The organism is Bradyrhizobium sp. MOS003 (genome assembly GCF_003020125.1).
Lineage (GTDB): Bacteria > Pseudomonadota > Alphaproteobacteria > Rhizobiales > Xanthobacteraceae > Bradyrhizobium.
Window position 1 is genome coordinate 1,047,567 of sequence record NZ_PYFW01000001.1, and the last position, 18,993, is coordinate 1,066,559.

Here is an 18,993-nt window from a genome sequence, read left to right on the forward strand (position 1 = left end):
GATCATGCGACAGCCGGCCACAGCACAGTCAAGCAATGTCGCGGCCGCATCATCCGGCCTGCTGGCGCCCGATACGTCAGGCATGAACTTCTACCGCGCCGATCCCGCGCTGGCCGACCTGTTGCGCATCCACCTGCCGGACGCGCTGTTTCGTCACATCGAACCGCATCTCGACCGGCTCGGCGAGCTCGCCGGAGGCCGCCTCGACGAGTGCGCGCGCCTTGCCGACCGGCACACGCCGGTGCTGCACCAGCGCGACAAGTTCGGCCGCGACGTGCAGTGGATCGAATATCATCCGGCCTACCGTGAGCTGGAAAACGCAGCGTTCGGCGAATTCGGCATTCACGCGCTCTCGCTTCGCAAGGGCATCATGGGCTGGCCGGACAAATACCCTGTCATCGCCAAGCACGCCTTCACGTTTCTTTTCAACCAGACCGAATTCGGGATGGGCTGCCCGATCAACGTCACCGACGGCTGCGCCAAGCTGCTGGCGAATTTTGGCGACGAGGCACTGAAGGCGAAATATCTCGACGGCCTGACCTCGACCGACATGAGCAAGCTGACGCAGGGCGGCCAGTTCATGACCGAGAAGGAAGGCGGCTCCGACGTCGGCACGCTGACCACGCGCGCCGTGCAGGAGGGCGACCATTGGCGCCTCCATGGCGAGAAATGGTTCTGCTCGAATGCCGATGCGAAAGTCGTGATGCTGCTGGCGCGCCCCGAAGGCGCCGGCCCCGGGACGCGCGGCGTCGGCCTGTTCCTGATGCCGCGCTTCCTCGACGATGGCTCGCAGAACCACTACCGGATCGTGCGCTTGAAGGACAAGCTCGGCACGCGCTCGATGGCCTCGGGCGAGATCAAGCTGGAAGGCGCCATCGCCTACGCCGTCGGCAAGCTCGATCGCGGCTTCGTGCAGATGGCCGAGATGGTGAACTCGTCGCGGCTCTCCAACGGCGTCAAGTCGACCGCGCTGATGCGCCGCGCCTATCACGACGGGATGACGGTCGCGACCAACCGCGTGGTGTTCGGCAGCCGCATCATCGACCTGCCGCTCGGCCGGCGGCAGATGCTGAAGATCATGCTGCCGGTCGAGCAGGCGCTGTCGATGAGCTTCCTTACCGCTGAAGCGCTCGACCGCGCCGAGGCCGGCAGCCAGGATGCAGCGGCATTGTTGCGCATTCTCACCCCGACGCTGAAATTCCGCGCCACGCGAGATGCGCGAAAGGTTTGCGGCGATGCGCTCGAGATGCGCGGCGGCATCGGCTACATCGAGGAGTTCGCCACGCCGCGCCTGCTGCGCGACGCCCATCTCGGTTCGGTCTGGGAAGGCACGGGCAACATCGTCGCGATCGATGCGCTCAGGCGCGCGGTCGGCCGCCATGGCGCGGAATCCGCGCTGGCGGCCGATCTGCATGCCAGGCTCGATGACAGCGCGTCAGTGCCGCAGGCTTGGCGCGACACGCTGCGCGGCCTGGTCGATCGCGCGGTCGGCTTCGCGCGCGAGGTTGCGGGAAAATCGGAGAACGAAGCCGATGCGCGTCGTGCGACCAGCCTCCTCTACCATGTTGCCAGCGCCGTCGCGCTCGCTTGGGAGGCGCATCGCATCCACGAAATGCGCGGCGATGCGCGCCGGCTGCTGTTGTCGCGGCTGGTGATTGACCATCGAGTGGCGCCGAGCGATCCGTTCCGGCTCACGGAAAATGCCACGCAAGCCAGGATCGCAGCGCTGCTGCTCGGCGAGCGCTCAGCCGGCATGAGCGAGGTTGGCGAACTGGTTCTGGCAGCGTAGGCTGCACGCCACGATCAAACCAAGAAACGCCGCAGGGAGAGCTCGATGAAGGCCGCCGTCCTCTATGAAGTCAACCAGCCGCTCGTCATCGAGGATGTCAGCCTGCCGAAGCCCGGTCCGCGCGAGGTCCTGATCCGCACAACGGTCGCCGGGCTTTGTCACTCCGACCTGCATTTCATGGAAGGTCTTTATCCGCATCCGCTGCCCGCGGTGCTCGGACATGAATCCGCCGGCGTGGTCGAGCAGGTCGGCTCGGATGTCACCTACGTCAAGCCGGGTGACCACGTCGTCACCTGCCTGTCGGTGTTCTGCGGCACCTGCGACAACTGCACCACAGGCCGCACCGTGCTCTGCACCGACACCACCGTGAAGCTGCTGCCAGGCGTCTCAAACCGGATGCAGTGGTCCAAGCCTGAGATGCTGCACCAGTTCCTCAACCTCTCGTCCTTTGCCGAACAGATGCTGGTGCACGAAAACGCGATCGTCAAAATCAGGAAGGAAATGCCGCTCGATCTCGCCGCGCTGATCGGCTGCGGCGTCATTACCGGCTATGGCGCCGTGGTGAATACTGCGAAAGTGACGGCGGGTGAAACCGTGGCGGTTATCGGGTGCGGCGGCGTCGGCATGGCCGCGATCAACGGCGCGCAGATCGCAGGTGCCGGCCGCATCATCGCCATCGACACCAATCCGGCCAAGCTGCAGCTCGCGACCAAGCTGGGCGCGACCGACATCATCAATCCCGCCGACGGTGACGTCGTGAAGCAGGTGCGCGATCTCACCAATGGCGGGGTGCATCATTCCTTCGAGGTGCTCGGCCGCAAGGAAACCGCAGAGCAGGCGTTCGGCATGCTCGCCTCCGGTGGCACCGCCACCATCGTCGGCATGATCCCGTTCGGCCAGAAGATCGAGCTGCACGGTTTCGATTTCCTGCGCGAGCGCCGGATCCAGGGCTCCTCGATGGGCTCGAACCATTTCCGCGTCGACATGCCACGCCTGGTCGATTTCTACCTCCGCGGACGGCTGCATCTGGAGGACTGGATCTCGGCCAAGTTGAAGCTTTCCGAGATCAACGAAGGCTTTGCCAATATGAAAGCCGGCAAGACGCTGCGCAGCGTGATCGTCTTCGATAGCTAGCGCAACGGACGCCTCGTCGCCCGCAACGCGAGTCAACGCGACGCGGCGAGCGCGTCTGCCGAGGTGTAGCGCGTCTCCTTCACGAGCAGCAGCGTCATGGCCGTGGCGAGACCTGTGACGAGCATATAGGCGAGGGATACGTTCAGGCCGGGACCCGCGAACAGCAAATAGGAGAACAATCCCGCAGTCGACGCAGTGAAGCCGAGCCAGGCAAACCTTGCAAAGCGAAATCCAGTTTCGCCGTGGCGGAGATCGAGCACGAGGTAGAACACGAGAACGGTGTTGCAGAGCGCTGCCGGCAGCAGGCCCATGACGATCCCGCCGTCGAATGCGAGATAGGACAGCACGCCATCAACCTGGGCAATCACCGCGAACGGCAGATAGCGCAGATTGAGGCAGGCCAGCGCGATGGACGCGAGTTCGAACGCATAGAAATAGCGCTCGTGCATCTTCGGAAGCAAGTAGGGCATGAGGACGAGCGATACGCACGCGACGAGCAGAATGAACTCCGGGCCCGTCCGCTTGGACTGTGCGATGAAGATCGAAAGAGCAAGTCCGCTCGCCGCTGCGAGCACGAGGCCGGCGGCAACGCCGACCGCGTACGGCGTTCCGCCGGCGAACACCCAGACATTCGCTGCATTCATCGTGAGGCGGTGAAAGGTATGAGCCTGGTCGAGATAGACCCCGAGCACGGAGACCAGGGATCTACCGGCGACGAGGACCGGAATGGCGAGGATCGCATAGGCTCCCGGAAGTGCGGCAAGCCATGCCAAATGGATCCTGCGACGCAGGATCATGCCCAACACGAACGGACCCAGGAAGACGCCCTGGGCCTTCACCGAACAGGCGACTGCGAATGGCACAACGCCGTTTCGGTCCCGTATGAACATCGCCACGGAAATCAGCGCGAAGAAGGTCCAGATCGAATCGGCCTGTCCCCACATGGCCCCGTTGAAGAGCACCGTCGGCGCAAGCCACACCGCGCAGAAGGCGAGCGATGCGCGCAACGGCTCGCTTGTAACGCGCCAGACCATCCGGGCCACGACGATCGCGCAGCCGAACTCGAAGACGACCGAGATCATCTTCACGAGGGACAGCGGCTGGCCCAACCAGTCAAATCGGGCAGCGATCAGCAGCAGGTAGCTGTAAAACGGGGTGTAGTTGGTGAAAGCTTCGGCCAGCCCGCCAATGCCGTGATCTCGCGCAAAGCTATACCAGGTAATGTACTCGGCGGCGTCGGCGGTCGCGTGTTCCCGCGCGAGGTAGCGGAGCGCGATGCCCAAAAGCCCGCATCCGATCGCGATGGCCATCGGAGTGCGCCATCTCTCGAGCAGCGTCTCGTCCGGATTGGCGCGATGACAGGGATCGCGCAGCGCGCCTATCTCGATTGTGTCCTTTATCACGCAATCACTCTTGCTGAGTTTGAGCGGTCGCCTTCACCAGGCTCGGAAGCACTTCGGATTTCGCAACTCGCCCCCGCGACGTCCTTTCCGAGGAGGGGCCGCCGTGACCTTGCAATGTCTAGGGGCGAACAATTGCCAGCCGGATAAACGTCAGATGCGCGGCCGGCACATCGCTCGGGAAACGATGGTTTGGTTAGCGATTGATTTATGGGCAGCAAGCAATCCAGGAATGTGCCCGCGGATGCAGTCTGGATTGCTTCGTGGCAAGGGCCCCTCGCCCCGCCGGGGGAGCCCTAGTCGTCGAACATATTCGGCGGCGTGAACCCGCCGAATTCACGCTCGATCAATTCAGCGAGCCTGAGCGGCGTGCGGTCTTCGAGGAAGGGGCCGATGATCTGCACGCCGACCGGCAAGCCGTCCTTGGACAGACCGAGGGGAACGGCCGTGGCTGGCAAGCCCGTCAGCGTGGCGATGCCGGGCCAGGCAAGCTGGTCCGGATAGACATGGTCCTTGCCGTCGATATTGATCCGGCGCTTCTCCTGCTCCGGCGAATGGTCATGCGGATAGGCGGGGGTCGGCATGATCGGACAGATCACCGCATCGAACGTCTTGAACAGGTGCCGCCATTGCGCGCGCAGGCCGGCGCGCGCGCCCTCGTCGAACACCCATGCCTGATGGCTGGAGGTCATACCGCGCAGCCGCTCGGCCGCAAGGCTCTTGTCGTCGGGTGAGAGCTGCGCCGCGCCGGCACGTGCGCCGGCGAGAATATCCGGCGGAAAGAACGCGCCGAGAAAGCCCATCAGCATGCGCATATAGAGGCGCGTGGCATCGCGGAAGTCCGGAAACAGCGGGCTTTCGCGCGCGACGCTCGCGCCGGCGCCCGTCAATCGCCCGGCCAGCGTCTCGATCGCGCTGCGAATGTCGGCATTCGCGGGCAACAACGGATGGCTGTCGATCACGAGCAGGCGGAAATCCCTCAGCTTGTCGTGGCGTGCATCCGGCAGCGCGAGCTTGTAGCCGACGCCGAGGTCGATCGGATCGGGACCGGCCATCACCTCAAGCAGCAGCGTCAGATCGGCCGCACTCCGGGCCATCGGGCCGATCACCGCCATATCGCGTTCCATCGGGATCGCCGGAAATGGCGGCGGCGTATGACCGCGCGTCGGGCAGAGATTGTAGGTCGGCTTGTGCGCATAGACCCCGCAATGGAATGCGGGCACGCGCAGCGAGCCGCCGATGTCGGATCCGAGCGAGAGCGGTCCGTAACCGGCCGCAAGCGCTGCCGACGAGCCGCCCGATGAGCCGCCGGGCGTGCGGCCGAGATCGTATGGATTGTTGGTCGTGCCGTAGATGTCGTTGTAGCTCTGCCAGTCCGCCAGGCCCATGGGAACGTTGGTCTTGCCGAGAATGACGCCGCCGGCGCTCTTCACCCGGGAGATCGACAGCGCATCCTCCGTCGGTTTGAAATCCTTTTGCGGAGCCCAGCCCCAGGTCGTGGGCAGGCCTGCCATGTTGAAGGATTCTTTGACCGTGACGGGCAGGCCGAGCAGGGGCTTGCGCTCGCCGCGCGCTAGGGCGGCGTCCGCATCGCGCGCGGCACTCAGCGCGCGGTCGAAATCGCGCACACAGATCGCGTTGACCTTGCCGTCGTGACGCTCGATGCGGTCGATGGCATCCCGGGTAAGCTCGACCGCGGAGATCTTCTTTGCGGTCAACGCGGCCGACAGTTCGACCGCGCTCTTGAAACTCCATTCCGATCTCGCCACGGCGCTTCTCCTGCTCTTGTTGTCGGAGGATGATGCGCAGTTTGCCCGAAGGCTGCAACGGCTGTTTGATCGCGATTGCCGCGACCTACGCCGCCCCGATCAATATCCCCACCGCCAGCACGATCGCGCCGCCGAGCACGATCTGGAACACGGCCTGGAGGAACGGCGTGTCCATGTAGCGCGCGCGGATGAAGGCGATCGCCCACAATTCGAAGAACACGACGACGCCGGCGATCGCGGTCGCGATCCAGAACGCATTGGCCCAATGGTCCGGCACGAGATAGGGCAAGGTGTGGCCGAGCCCGCCGAGCGTCGTCATCGCCCCGCAGGTGAGACCACGCAGCCAGGGCGAGCCGCGCCCTGTCAGCGAGCCGTCGTCCGAGAGCGCTTCCGCAAACCCCATGCTGATGCCGGCGCCGATCGAGGCGGCGAGACCGACGAGGAAGGTCTGCCAGTTCTGGTGAGTGGCAAAGGCCGCCGCAAACAGCGGCGCCAGCGTCGAGACCGAGCCGTCCATCAGACCGGCGAGGCCCGGCTGCACATATTGCAGCACGAACATGCGGCGATTGGTGCGATCCTCCTCGGCGCGGACGTCGGAATTCAGGATCTCGCCGGTCAGCTTGGCGGCGGTCTCCTCGTGAGCCTTCTCGGCTTCGGCGAGATCTCCCAGCAGGCGCCGTACGCCGACGTCCTGGGCCTGTTGGGCGGCCTTCACATAGAAGCGCTCGGCCTGCATCTCCATGGTCTCGACTTCCCTGCGGATGGCGTCGAGCGACAGGTTCTTGGTCAGCCAGACCGGGCGGCGGCGCAGGAATCCTTTGACGTCCTCGCGCCGGATCGGCGGCAGATGCGGGCCGAAGCGCTGCTCATAGAGTTCCAGCAGCATGTGGCGATGGCCGCGCTCCTCCTCGGCCATCTGCTCGAACAACTTGGCAGAGTCCGGATAGCGTTCCTTCAGGTCCTCCGCGAAGGTCATGTAGATACGGCTGTCCTCCTCCTCGGAGGAGATCGCGACCGCAAGCACCTCGCGCTCGGTCAGGTCGGCAAAATTCTTCACAGTGGGCCTGTTTTGATAGTTTAGAATTGTTCTAAATTATATAGGGCGCCTCCGTTTCCGGGTCAAATCAGGCCGTGCCGGCCCTGGCGAGGAAGTCGAGCAGCAGCCGGCTCACCTCGGCGGGCTGTTCCTGCTGCACCCAATGACCGGCGCCCTCCACGAGGTGGCAGCCGAGCATCTTCGTGCAGCCGCGCCCCTGCATCGCCTCGAAGGTGCCGGGGCGCTGATAAGTGCCCCAATCCTGCTTGCCCGAGATGAAGCATGAGGGCACGTCGATGCTGCGGCCCGCGAACAATTGCATCTCGCTGTTGAGCATGCCCGTGGTGCCGTAGCGGTACCATTGCAGCCCGCCCTGGAATCCCGTGCGGCCATATTCGGCGGCGTAGTAGGCGAGGTCGCTGTCCGGCAGCCATCGATTGGCGGCGATCGCCGCGGCCGAGGGCATCTCCTTTGCGACCGTCTCGGCCATGGTCTCGCCGGCATCCATCACATAGTAAGTCGGCAGCTTTGCCAGCTCGCCCGCTGCCCACGATTTCAGCGGATACGGCTTGTTGTCGGTCCAGTCGGCGCTCTTGTGATGATAATAGGCGCGCAGGAAATTGTGCAGGCCCTGCGGCGCGTGCTGCATGTCCGTATTGGCCGCGCGTGTCGAATAGTACCATTGATAATGAATGCGCGGACGCGGCAGCGCGGCGAGCTCATGATGCACGGGGTCTTCGGCGGGCGGCGTTGCCGGCGCGTCGACCGTATTGAACGGCAGCGATGGCGCTCCGCCGAACGGTGCGCTCATCAGCGTCACCGAGCGAAACACATCGGGCCGGATCAATGCGCACCAGGCCGCGACCGGGCTGCCGAAATCATGCCCGGCCAGATCGACCTGCCTGTAGCCGAACGCCGACACCAGGGCGAGTGCGTCGCGCACGAGGTTGAGCAACGAGAATGGCGTGAGGTCGCCGTCATAATCCGCTGTCCAGCCCGTGGTGCGGCCATAGCCGCGCTGGTCCGGCGCGATCACGTGATAGCCGGCCGCAGCCAGCGTCGGCATCACCTTGCGCCAGGAGAAGGCGAGCTCCGGAAAACCGTGCAACAGCAGGATGCAGGGACGGCCCTTGGTCTCGAAGCCCGCCTCAAGCACATGCATGCGCAAGCCGTTGATGCCGTCGACGGTGCGCGAACGGATTCCGGCGGGCAGAGGGATGTCGGGAAGATTGGCCATAGGTGTTTCCTCGTCATGGCCGGGCCTGTCCCCGCCATCCACGTTCGTCGTTGCGGTCGATCTTAAGAACGTTGATGCCCGGGACAAGCCCGGGCATGACGGAAGCAGGGCGATCGCCGCAAGCTAGACCGCCGCGCAGACGAACCCGCTGCCCTTGCGCTTGATCTTCCCCACCGATGGCGAGGGGAAATGGGCGGTGCAGCACAGCGTGTCGGTGTCGCAATAGCGCTCCAGGAAGCTGCGGCGTGTCGTTGCCGCGGCGGCCGGATCGACGTCGAACTTCACCGACATCTCCGGATAAAGCGCCTGGATCGGCGAGTGCATGAGATCGCCGGAGAACACGGCATTGTCCCTACCGCGACCAAACGTGAACGCGACATGGCCCGGCGTGTGGCCCGGTGTCGGCAGGATGCGGACGTGATCACCGATCTCATGCTCGTTGCCAACTACCTCGTGGCGGCTGGCCTCGACCACCGGCAGCACACTGTCGACGAAGGGGGCGACCTCCGCCTTCGCATTCTGCTCGGTCCAGTAGTCGAACTCCTGCTTGCCGAACACGTAGCGCGCCTTGGGGAAGGTCGGCACCCAGCGGCCGTTCTCCAGCCGCGTGTTCCAGCCGACGTGGTCGACATGGAGATGCGTGCACATCACGAAGTCGATGTCGTCAGGCGAGAACCCGGCGCTGGCGAGTCCGCGCAAATAAGTGTCGTCGGTCTTCATATTCCATTTCGGCCGCTGCGGCCGCGGCTTGTCGTTGCCGATGCAACTGTCGACCAGAATGGTGTGATGCGGCGTCTTGATCACATAGGACTGGAAACACAGGATTAGAGTGTCCTGCTCGTTCAGCGCTTTTGCCTGCTGCATCCATGCGCGGTTCTCGGCCAGTACCTCCGGCGTCAAACCCGGCAACATCTCCAGCGCCGGCAGGAAGGTGGTCTCCTGCTCGATGATGCGATGGATGGTGAGATCGCCGACCGAGAACTTCAGGCTCATGAGGACTCCAGTTGTTTACGCTGCCGGCGGCACCGAGATCTTGACCGAAGGCCGCTGCAGCATCTTCTGATGGAAGGCGTCGAGCTTCGGATAGGCCTTGCGCCAGCCGCAATCGGCGAAGCGGAAATCGGCATAGCCGAGCACGCAAACGAGGCCGATCTGCGAGATGTCGAACGGGCCGTTCAGAACCTCAGGCATGTTTTCGAACCGCGCCATGCCGGTCCACGCCCTGTTCCAATGGTCGTCCGACCATGCCTGCCATTGCAGGCCCTGCGGCCGCACCATCTTCTCGTAGCGGCACAGCAGCATGGAATCGAGCATGCCGTTGAGCAGGGAATGATTGGTCTTGGCCTTCCAGCGCGCGGGACCGTAACCGGGGATCAGAGCGCCGCCGGCGATCTCGTTGAGATATTCGACGATGACGTAGGAGTCCAAAATGACGTCGCCGTCATTGGTGATCAGCACCGGCAGCTTCTTCAGCGGCGTGATCTTCGAATAGTCCTCATTGGCCGTGCCCGGCGCGACGCTTGCGGGCGTGAATTCGATCTTGTCGATCAGCCCAAGCTCGATCGCGGCGATGCGCACCTTGCGGGCGAAGGGCGAGGCGGGGGAGAAAGAGAGTTTCATGGAAATGTCCTACGCGGAGACCGGCAGTTGGTTGTCGTCATTGCGAGGAGCGAAGCGACGAAGCAATCCAGTCCGTTTCCGCGGAGGAATTCTGGATTGCTTCGCTTCGCTCGCAATGACCGGGATAGAACGGCAGCTTACGCCGCGATAATCTCCTGCCTCTGTTCGCCGAGACCCTCGATGCCGAGCGTGACGACGTCGCCGACATTGAGGAAGGTCGGCGGCTTCATGCCGAGGCCGACGCCGGGCGGGGTGCCTGTCGTGATGATGTCTCCGGGCAGCAGCGTCATGAATTGCGAGACATAGGAGATGCACTTCGCCATGGAGAAGATCATGGTCTTGGTCGAACCGGTCTGGCGGCGCTGGCCGTTGACGTCCAGCCACATCGACAGATCCTGCACGTCCTTGATCTCGTCCTTGGTGGCGAGCCACGGCCCGACCGGGCCGAACGTGTCGTGCGACTTGCCCTTGGTCCACTGACCCAGGCGCTCGGTCTGGAAGTTGCGCTCGGAGACGTCGTTGCAGACGCAATAGCCGGCGACGTAGTTCAGCGCGTCGGCTTCCGAGACGTACTTGGCGCGAGTGCCGATGATGGCGGCGATCTCGACTTCCCAGTCGAGCTTGGTCGAGCCGCGCGGCTTCTCGACCGCGTCGTTCGGGCCGGACAGCGAGGTGTTGGCCTTCAGGAAGATGATCGGCTCGGTCGGGATCGCGGCGCCGGTTTCCTTGGCGTGGTCGCTGTAGTTGAGGCCGATCGCAACGAATTTCGAGATGCCGGTCACGGGGGCGCCGAAACGGGGCTTGCCGGAGACCGCGGGCAGCGAGGCCGGATCGAGGCCTGCCAGCTTCTTCAGGCTCTCGGGCGAATAGGCCTCGCCGGTGAGGTCCTTCAGATGCGCCGACAGGTCGCGCAACTGGCCGGATTTGTCGATCAGGCCGGGCTTTTCAGCACCCTTTTCGCCGTAACGAACAAGCTTCATTCTCGTTTCTCCCTGGAGATTTGGACCGATCGGTTAATAGCTTCATGGAACAGGGCGGCGGGAAATTCAACCGCCGAAAAGGGGTGCATTGCAGCCCTTCCATTCGGCGGTAGGGACGTGAAGTTCGCGTTCGGGGCAGGCGACCTATGCCAGCGCGTCGAATCTGAACGCATCCCCCTCCCGCTTGATGTGGCCGGCTGAAAAGTGCCCGCCGATCACCAGCGTCGGCGTGTCGGCAAAGCGGCCGAACAGCGTTGCCCGCGTCGTAGCCGACTGCGTCTGGTCGGAATCCGCGGTCGAGGACCAGTCGAGATGCGCCATCTGGCAGGGGTGATGGGCGACGTCGCCGGTCAGCAGGGCCTGCTCGCCGTCAGATCGGATGAGAATGCTCATGTGGCCGGGACTGTGGCCCGGGGTCGGGATCATACTGATCTCCTCGCAGAGCTGGTGGTCGCTCGGGATCAGATCGGCCTTGCCGGCATCGACGATCGGCTGAACGGAATCCTCGAACACGGCTCGCTTGTCCGGCGCGGTCGAATGCTCCAGCCAGTGCTCGTATTCGATCTTGCCGAAAACGTAGCGCGCGTTTGCAAAAGTGGGCACCCACTTCCCGTCGACCAGCTTCGTATTCCAGCCGACATGATCGACATGAAGATGTGTGCACAGCACCGTGTCGATGCTGTCGGGGGCAAAGCCCGCCGCGGCCATGGTCTCCAGGAACGGCGTGGTACGGTTGTTCCAGGTCGGCACGTTGCGGCCCTGCTTGTCGTTGCCGAGGCCGGTGTCGACCACGATGCGGTGCGACGGCGTTTCCACCACCAGCGAATGGATCGACATTTTCAGCCGGCCCTCGTCGGTGGCGAAATGCGGGATCAGCCAGGGCAGCTTCTGGATCTCGGCATTATCAGCGAGCGGCAGGATGAAGCGGGTCGAGCCAACCGTCTCCAGCTCCACGACTTTGGTGATTTTGACCTGCCCGACCTTCCACTGCATCCGGCGCGTTCCCATGTTATTGCTTTGGCGCCGAAACATGCGGTTTTCCGCCATGATGCGCAATGGATCATCTGACGCGATGCGGCGTTATCGCGGGAACCGGAGGAGGAGCCATGCCAGAGCTTGCAATATCGGCTGAAAAGCTCGCGTTCATCATCGAGAAGGCGCGTGAGTTCGACGTCAAGGAAGGGAATTCCGATCCGGATTCCGGCTCCAACCCCGGCGATGACGATGCGCTCGATGTCCTGGAGGACGACGGCTCCGATCCCGTCGTCCAGGAACTCGGCGGCTTCATCATCGCATTGAACGAGGACGAGCAACTCGATCTCGTCACGCTGACCTGGCTCGGCCGCGGCGACGGCACGATTGACGATTGGGATGATTTGCGCGCCCGTGCGGTGGAGGCGCGAGCTGAGTACGGCAGCCCGCGCCGCGAAACCGTGCGTTATCTGCTCGGCGACCCCATGTTGGGCGATCTGCTCGCCAACGGGCTCGACGAATTCGGCATCGACTGGACCGACGAGCGTACGACGGCCGATTCCTCAGCTCCCAGTCAGCAGGACGAAGACGAGCCGACAAAACAGCGGTGATATTCAGCTGTCTGCAAAAGGGTCGTCATGCCCGGGCTTGTCCCGCCTGCGCGGCCGAAGCCGCTTCGGCGAGGCGAAGGCCCGGGCATCCACGTTCTTCGTGCTCTGTGGCAAATCGTGGATGGCCGGGACAAGCCCGGCCATGACGATGCGGAAGCTTCGGCGCCCCGCAATCGCGCTTACAGCGTCCCCGGGAAAGCGCCACCATCCAGCAGGATGTTCTGGCCGGTAATGAAGCCGGCCTTGGCACCGCACAGGAAGGCGCAGGCATAGCCGAACTCGTCCGGCTGTCCGAAGCGGCCGGCCGGGTTGAGCTTGGCGCGCTCGGCCAGGACCTGCTCGGACGTCGTGCCGCGCTTGTCGGCTTCACCCTTCGCGGTGCTGGTCAGGCGATCCGTCTCGAACGGGCCCGGCAGCAGGCCGTTGATGGTGACGTTGTTGATCACTGTCTTGCGCGACAGGCCGGCGATGAAGCCGGTGAGGCCGGCGCGCGCGCCGTTGGAAAGGCCGAGGATGTCGATCGGCGCCTTCACCGCTGCCGAGGTGATGTTGACGATGCGGCCGAACTTGCGGGCCATCATTCCGTCCACGGTTGCCTTGATCAGTTCGATCGGCGTCAGCATGTTGGCGTCGATCGCCTTGATCCAGTCGTCGCGGGTCCAGTTGCGGAAATCGCCGGGCGGCGGCCCGCCGGCATTGTTGATCAGGATGTCGGGCTCGGGGCACGCCTTCAGCACGGCCTCCCGGCCGGCCGGCGTCGTGATGTCGCCGACAATCTCGGTGACCTTCACGTCAGGATAGGCTTTCCGGATCTCGTCCGCCGTCTTCTTCAAGGCTTCGGCGCCGCGTGCGGTGAGCGTGACGTCGACGCCGGCCTCCGCCAGCGAGATGGCGCAGGCGCGCCCGAGGCCCTTGCTGGATGCGCAGACGATGGCGCGGCGACCTTTGATCCCAAGATCCACTGTTTCACTCCCGTAAATAGCACGCAGGTTTTGGATGGCGGCACTCTAGCCAACATCGGCGCCGCTGATAAGGCATGGGCCCGCGTCAAAATGCATGGCGCTCGGCGCGGCGATGCAAATGCGCTCTAGATCCGCCGTTCCTGCTTGAGGCGGTCGATCGCGGAGGCCGCTTCCGGTGGCAGCGATTTGAAGCCCATCTGACCCGCCGTCGAAAACAGCGGCCGCAGATGCGAGCCGGCGAGAAAGGGCGGCTGCTTGTTGGCCGGCACGATCTGGTCGAACACCAGCACCAGCGTGGTGGCGACGAGGCCGACCCTCACGGCGCCGAGCGCGGCGCCGCCGAGCCGGTCGCCGATGCCGGCGTCGCGGATCGTGTCGTTCAGCGCCAGGCCGCCGATATAGCCGAGCAGCATGCCGACCACCACGAAGATGCCGAACAGCCAGATCCAGTTCTGCAGCCATGGCGCATTCGGGTTGCCGGCGATCTGCGGCACGATCAACGGCATCAGCGCCACCGCGATCGGCGCGGCGAGGAGATAGGCGAGGATGGTCATGGCGCTGCGGAGCAGGCCGGTCCTGAAACCGAAGCCGACTGCGATGGCGAGTGCGGCATAGACGGCGAGATCGAAACTGTTCATCAGGAGAAATCTGCCTCGGTGAAACGAATGAACGCCGGACCGATCATTCCGGTTTCAGATCGATAAAATCGTCTGTATTGATGGCTCCAAAAGCTCGAGGATTACGCCGGGGAAATCGTCATGTCAGACCTATTCGACGTCAGTAAAGAAACCATCCTCGTCACGGGCGCGAGCCAGGGGCTGGGGCGGCAATTTGCCCGGGTGCTGGCGGCCCATGGAGCGGCGGTCGCGCTCGCGGCGCGTCAGGCCGACAAGCTGAAGAGCCTGGAGGAGGAGATCCGCGGCAAGGGCGGCCGCGCCGCCGCGGTCGCGCTCGACGTCACCGACACCGCCTCGATCGCGCGGGCCGTCGACGCGGCGGAGGCCGTGCTCGGTCCCGTCACCGTGCTGATCAACAATGCCGGCATCGCCATCGAGAAGCTTGCGACCGAGCAGACCGAAGCGGATTGGGACGCGGTGATCGGCGCCAACCTGAAGGGCGCCTATTTCCTGGCGACGGAAGTCGCCCGGCGCATGATCGCGCGCAAGCAGCCAGGCAACATCGTCAACATCGCCTCCGTGCTCGGTACCGGCGTGTTGAAAGCGGTGTCGCCTTACGCGATCTCCAAGGCCGGCATCATCCAGGCGACGAAAGCGATGGCGCTGGAGCTCGCCGGCCAGAACATCCGCATCAACGCGCTCGCGCCCGGCTATATCGACACCGAGATGAACCACGCCTTCTGGTCGACGCCGGCAGGCGAGCGTCTCGCCAAGCGCATCCCGCAGCGCCGCGTCGGCGCCGAGTCCGATCTCGACGGCGCGATCCTGCTGCTGGCGTCACAGGCCTCGCGGTACATGACGGGGAGTGTGATCACCGTCGACGGCGGCTTCCTGCTGAATTGAACGCTGCTGTCATCCCGGGGCGCGCGCAGCGCGAGCCCGGGATCCATAGCCACAGGAAGCAGTTTTGCGAAGATTTGGAGTTGCCTGTCTAACCCCACAGGACAGCCTGTGGTTATAGATCCCCGCCATCGCGGGGATGACAGCGGAGTACGGCGCGACATCGTCGCTCAACTCGCCCGCATCTCCGCCCTGATCGTGTCCGCCGCCTTCTCCCCGATCATGATGGTCGGCGCGTTGGTGTTGCCGCCGATCAGCGTCGGCATGATCGAGGCGTCGACGATGCGCAATCCTTCGACGCCGTGCACCTTCAGTGCCGGATCGACCACGGCCATCGCATCCGTCCCCATCTTGCAGGTGCCGACGGGGTGATAGACGGTGTCGACGCGCTCGCGCAAAATGTTGCGGATGTCGTCGTCGGTTCGGACGTCGGACGTGAACATGTCCTTCTTCTGCAGCGCGCGCAGCGCCGGCGTCTCCATCAGGCGGCGCGTGGTCTTGAAGCCTGCGACCATCCCCTCGACATCTTCTTCCTCGCCGAGGAAGTTCGGATCGATCATGGGCGCTGCGAGCGGGTCGGCGCTTTTCAGCCAGACGCTGCCGCGGCTCTTCGGCCGCAGCAGGCAGACATGGCAGGAGAAGCCAGCCTCCTTGTGCTTTTTGCGGCCGTGGTCGTCGAGCATCGCGACGACGAAGTGGAGCTGGATGTCCGGTACGTCGAGGTCGGGCCGGGTTTTCAGAAAGCCTCCGCACTCCGCAAAATTGGTGGTCATCAGGCCACGCCGTTCGCGGCGATATTGCTGGATGGCGCGGAGCAGGGACGGCAGCCGGCCAAGCGAGGCATGAACGAAATGCGGGTAGTCGGAGGCGTAGACGAACACGAAATCGGGATGGTCCTGCAGATTGCGCCCGACGCCCGGCAGATGATGGACGGCGCCAATGCCGTGCGTTCGAAGCGCATCGCCGTCGCCGATGCCCGACAGCATCAGCAATTGCGGTGACTGGAAGGCGCCGCCGGCAAGGATCACCTCGCGGCGCGCGCGCATCTGCTTTTTTTGCTTGCCCTGCAAATATTCGATGCCGACTGCGCGCCTTCCTTCGAACAGGATTTTCGTGGCGTGCGCGCCCGTCTCGACGCGCAGATTCGCGCGCTTGTCCATGTGAGGCTGAACATATGCCCGCGCCGCGCTCCAGCGCTCGCCATTGTGCTGCGTCGCCTGGTAGCTGCCGAGCCCTTCGTGGTCATCACCATTGAAGTCGTCGCGGATGCGAAACTGCGCCTCGCGCGCGGCCTGATGGAAGACGTCATGGATTGGATTGTCCGAGCGCAGCCGGTTGACATGCAACGGGCCGCCCTTGCCATGATACTTGCCGTCGAAATCGGAATTGTTCTCCGAGCGCTTGAAATAAGGCAGCACGTCCGCATACGACCAGCCGGCATTGCCGAGCGAAGCCCAGTGGTCGTAGTCGGAGCGATGGCCGCGGATGTAGACCATGGCGTTGATTGCCGAGGAGCCGCCGAGGCCCTTGCCGCGCGGCTGATAGCCGATGCGGCCGTTCAATCCTTTTTGAGGTACGGTATCGAATGCCCAATTGGCCGTCTTGTAGGGCAGGGCAAGTCCGAATGGCGTGGTGATCCGCCAGCTGTCGTTCTTGCCGCCGGCATCGAGCAGCGCCACGGACGTCGCCGCATCCTCCGATAGCCGCCCCGCCACCGCGCATCCGCCGGAGCCCGCGCCCACGACGACGAAATCGAATGTGTCAGTCAATGCTTGTTTCCCCCTTTATTCTTCTTCTCGTCATTGCGAGCGCAGCGAAGCAATCCAGTATCCTCCGCGGGGCAGTCTGGATTGCTTCGCTGCGCTCGCAATGACTGACAGCTACGACATGAACCGCATCAATTTCTCCAGCCGCGCGATCTTGCCGCCATAGGGCGGATAGAGGTCGGCGAGGCGGTTGAACTTGGAGCGATAGAACACCGGCTTCAGCTTGCTGAACGTGCGAAAGCCCCATTCGCCGTGATAGGCGCCGGTGCCGGATGCGCCGACGCCGCCCATCGGCTGGTTGATTTGCGTGAAGTGAAACAGGCAGTCGTTGATGGTGACGCCGCCGGAGACGGTGCGTGCCAGCACCTCGTCGCGTGCAGCGCCGTCCTTGCCGAACCAGTACAGCGCCAGCGGCCGGTCGCGATGGTTGATGAAGGCGATGGCCTCACCGGGATCGCGATAGCCGAGAATTGGGAGCACCGGCCCGAAAATCTCCTGCTGCATCGCCGCCATCGCTTCGGTCGCACCGACGATCAGTGTCGGCGGGAATTTGCGATGTGCTTTCCAGTTGGGGTCGTCCGCCTTCGCCGATTGCAGGATCTTTGCGCCGCGCTGCCCCGCGTCCGCGACGAGGCCTTCGAGCCGGGCGTAATGCCGGTCCGAGATGATCGAACTGTAGTCCTTGTTCGAAGGATCGGTGCCGAACATCCGCCGCATCTGCGCGCGCACCTTCTCGGCGAAGGCCTGCAACGAGCGCTCCGGCACCAGCACATAGTCCGGCGCGATGCAGGTCTGCCCGGCATTGAGCAGCTTGCCGTAGGCGATGCGCTCGGCCGCTTCGTCGAGATCGGCCGAGGCGTCGATGATCGCAGGCGACTTGCCGCCGAGCTCGAGGGTGACCGGCGTGAGGTTACGCCCCGCGGCCTCCGCCACGATCCGCCCGACCCGGGTCGAACCGGTGAACACGAGGTGATCGAACGGCAGGCGGGCAAACGCCTCTGCGATCTCGCCCTCGATGCCGGTGACCAGCAGCTCGGTCGCATCGAATCGCGCGGCGACCGTCTCCTTCAGCAGGCCTGCGAAATGCGGCGTGAGCTCGCTCGGCTTGATCAGGACGCGATTGCCGGCGGCGAGCACGCCGATCGCCGGCGCGAGCGTGAGCTGGAGCGGATAATTCCAGGGCGCGATGATGCCGACGACGCCGAGCGGCTGCGGTAGCAGCCGGTTGCGCGCGGGCAGGAATTGCAGCGCGGTCGCGACCCGCTGCGGCGCCATCCAGCTCTTCAGGTGTTTTGTAGCGTGCCGGATCTCGGAAAACACCAGCATCGTCTCGGCGATGGTGGTCTCGACCGCCGAGCGGTGGCCGAAATCGGCCGAGATCGCCTGCCGGAAACGCTCCTCGTTGTCGGCCACCACGGCCCGCAGCCGCGCCAGCCGGTCGAGCCGCTCGGCAAGGCCGGCCGGCGGCTCGTCCCGCGACCGCGCGACCATGGCGTGGAAGGCCTCCTCCAGCGCTCCGACCGGGGCGCTCGTCAGGGATTTGTCCACGGGCGTTCCTCCCTCAAGGGCGCGTTTCAGCCTTATCTTGTTGCCGCAAGCTGGCCCTTTGTGGAACTTCTGGCAAGAGCGCAGGAAACGCAGCGAAAATTGGTCGATTCCCCTGTCATAAAGTCGAAAAAAACGTTCCCGCAGCCCTTTCCAAAGACAGCCCGCCTTGATACATACGCCCAGCACCCGACGGGCTTTGCCCCGGGTTGCCTTCCAAGGAAGCCTTTGGGACGGACGGGAAAAGCCACGCGAACAGCGCCGGCCTCAACCAACTGTCCCCGGGATCCTGCTGAAGGCAAAGCAAGTGTTTAACGCGGGGTGGAGCAGCCCGGTAGCTCGTCAGGCTCATAACCTGAAGGTCATAGGTTCAAATCCTATCCCCGCAACCAAATTCGGATTTTATCGGATTCGATACGAGAATGGCCCGCATCGCGCGGGCCATTTTTGTTTCGGGGGAATGTGCGGGCAGTGTCGTCGCGGCGCCGCACCATCCCGAACCGTTTGCGGCCGTACCCGACGATGTCAGCGCGAGTGTTCCGAAAGCTTCGTTGCGAATTCGAACGCGCCGATTTTCTCGACGGCAGCCTGACAATAGATCATCCCTGTCCTTTTTCAGGGACGTTGGATCTCAAGAAATCGAAAGGATCATTTC

The 18,993-nt window shown here is 64.0% G+C and carries 16 protein-coding genes and 1 tRNA gene; 5 read left to right on the forward strand and 12 right to left on the reverse strand.

Features of this window, described 5'->3' with window-relative positions; genetic code table 11:
* Positions 1–4: 4 nt before the first annotated feature.
* A complete protein-coding gene (locus C7G42_RS05055) occupies positions 5–1,789 on the forward strand; it encodes an acyl-CoA dehydrogenase family protein (RefSeq protein ID WP_106948858.1) in 1,785 nt (594 codons plus the stop codon).
* A 45-nt stretch (positions 1,790–1,834) separates the two neighbouring features.
* Positions 1,835–2,923: a Zn-dependent alcohol dehydrogenase gene (locus C7G42_RS05060; RefSeq protein ID WP_106947929.1), complete on the forward strand. Its 1,089-nt coding sequence runs from the start codon at positions 1,835–1,837 to the stop codon at positions 2,921–2,923.
* A 32-nt stretch (positions 2,924–2,955) separates the two neighbouring features.
* On the opposite strand, the gene C7G42_RS05065 is transcribed toward C7G42_RS05060, so the two are convergent.
* From C7G42_RS05065 to C7G42_RS05100, 8 genes are all read right to left on the reverse strand, one after another.
* The gene (locus C7G42_RS05065; RefSeq protein ID WP_106947930.1) at positions 2,956–4,326 is read right to left on the reverse strand and encodes a putative hexosyltransferase; all 1,371 of its coding nucleotides are present in this window, start codon (positions 4,324–4,326) and stop codon (positions 2,956–2,958) included.
* 293 nt (positions 4,327–4,619) lie between these two features.
* Positions 4,620–6,092, reverse strand: coding sequence for an amidase (locus tag C7G42_RS05070; RefSeq protein ID WP_106947931.1), 1,473 nt, complete (start codon positions 6,090–6,092; stop codon positions 4,620–4,622).
* Positions 6,093–6,177: 85 nt separating this feature from the next.
* Positions 6,178–7,149 carry an iron exporter MbfA gene (gene mbfA, locus C7G42_RS05075; RefSeq protein WP_094976631.1) on the reverse strand — a complete coding sequence of 324 codons (972 nt, stop codon included), beginning with the start codon at positions 7,147–7,149 and terminating at the stop codon, positions 6,178–6,180.
* Between the two features lie 67 nt (positions 7,150–7,216).
* Complete coding sequence (locus tag C7G42_RS05080; protein ID WP_106947932.1) at positions 7,217–8,365, reverse strand: alpha/beta hydrolase; 1,149 nt, start codon at positions 8,363–8,365, stop codon at positions 7,217–7,219.
* 123 nt (positions 8,366–8,488) lie between these two features.
* Positions 8,489–9,358, reverse strand: coding sequence for an MBL fold metallo-hydrolase (locus C7G42_RS05085; protein ID WP_106947933.1), 870 nt, complete (start codon positions 9,356–9,358; stop codon positions 8,489–8,491).
* 15 nt (positions 9,359–9,373) lie between these two features.
* Entirely contained in the window at positions 9,374–9,985 is a 612-nt protein-coding gene (locus tag C7G42_RS05090) for a glutathione S-transferase family protein (RefSeq protein ID WP_094976635.1), read from the reverse strand.
* Between the two features lie 137 nt (positions 9,986–10,122).
* Positions 10,123–10,965 (reverse strand): fumarylacetoacetate hydrolase family protein, encoded by an 843-nt coding sequence (locus tag C7G42_RS05095; RefSeq protein ID WP_106947934.1) that lies wholly within the window; start codon positions 10,963–10,965, stop codon positions 10,123–10,125.
* Between the two features lie 144 nt (positions 10,966–11,109).
* Positions 11,110–11,958, reverse strand: coding sequence for an MBL fold metallo-hydrolase (locus C7G42_RS05100; RefSeq protein ID WP_199580655.1), 849 nt, complete (start codon positions 11,956–11,958; stop codon positions 11,110–11,112).
* Positions 11,959–12,071: 113 nt separating this feature from the next.
* On the opposite strand from C7G42_RS05100, the gene C7G42_RS05105 reads away from it, so the two are divergent.
* Positions 12,072–12,548 (forward strand): DUF3775 domain-containing protein, encoded by a 477-nt coding sequence (locus C7G42_RS05105; protein WP_106947935.1) that lies wholly within the window; start codon positions 12,072–12,074, stop codon positions 12,546–12,548.
* A 179-nt stretch (positions 12,549–12,727) separates the two neighbouring features.
* Here the strand turns inward: C7G42_RS05105 and C7G42_RS05115 are convergent, their stop codons facing one another.
* Entirely contained in the window at positions 12,728–13,510 is a 783-nt protein-coding gene (locus tag C7G42_RS05115) for an SDR family oxidoreductase (RefSeq protein WP_106947937.1), read from the reverse strand.
* A gap of 125 nt (positions 13,511–13,635) precedes the next feature.
* On the reverse strand, positions 13,636–14,148 hold the full coding sequence (locus C7G42_RS05120; RefSeq protein WP_106947938.1) for a CvpA family protein: 513 nt from the start codon (positions 14,146–14,148) through the stop codon (positions 13,636–13,638).
* Positions 14,149–14,268: 120 nt separating this feature from the next.
* Here C7G42_RS05120 and C7G42_RS05125 point away from each other — a divergent pair, with 120 nt between their 5' ends.
* Complete coding sequence (locus C7G42_RS05125; RefSeq protein ID WP_106947939.1) at positions 14,269–15,030, forward strand: SDR family oxidoreductase; 762 nt, start codon at positions 14,269–14,271, stop codon at positions 15,028–15,030.
* 167 nt (positions 15,031–15,197) lie between these two features.
* Here C7G42_RS05125 and C7G42_RS05130 read toward each other — a convergent pair whose 3' ends face one another.
* The gene (locus tag C7G42_RS05130; RefSeq protein ID WP_106947940.1) at positions 15,198–16,796 is read right to left on the reverse strand and encodes a GMC family oxidoreductase; all 1,599 of its coding nucleotides are present in this window, start codon (positions 16,794–16,796) and stop codon (positions 15,198–15,200) included.
* 111 nt (positions 16,797–16,907) lie between these two features.
* Positions 16,908–18,284 (reverse strand): coniferyl aldehyde dehydrogenase, encoded by a 1,377-nt coding sequence (locus C7G42_RS05135; protein WP_502694194.1) that lies wholly within the window; start codon positions 18,282–18,284, stop codon positions 16,908–16,910.
* Positions 18,285–18,653: 369 nt separating this feature from the next.
* Between C7G42_RS05135 and C7G42_RS05140 the strand changes: the two genes are divergently transcribed.
* Positions 18,654–18,730: transfer RNA gene (locus C7G42_RS05140), tRNA-Met, on the forward strand.
* Positions 18,731–18,993: the final 263 nt, after the last annotated feature.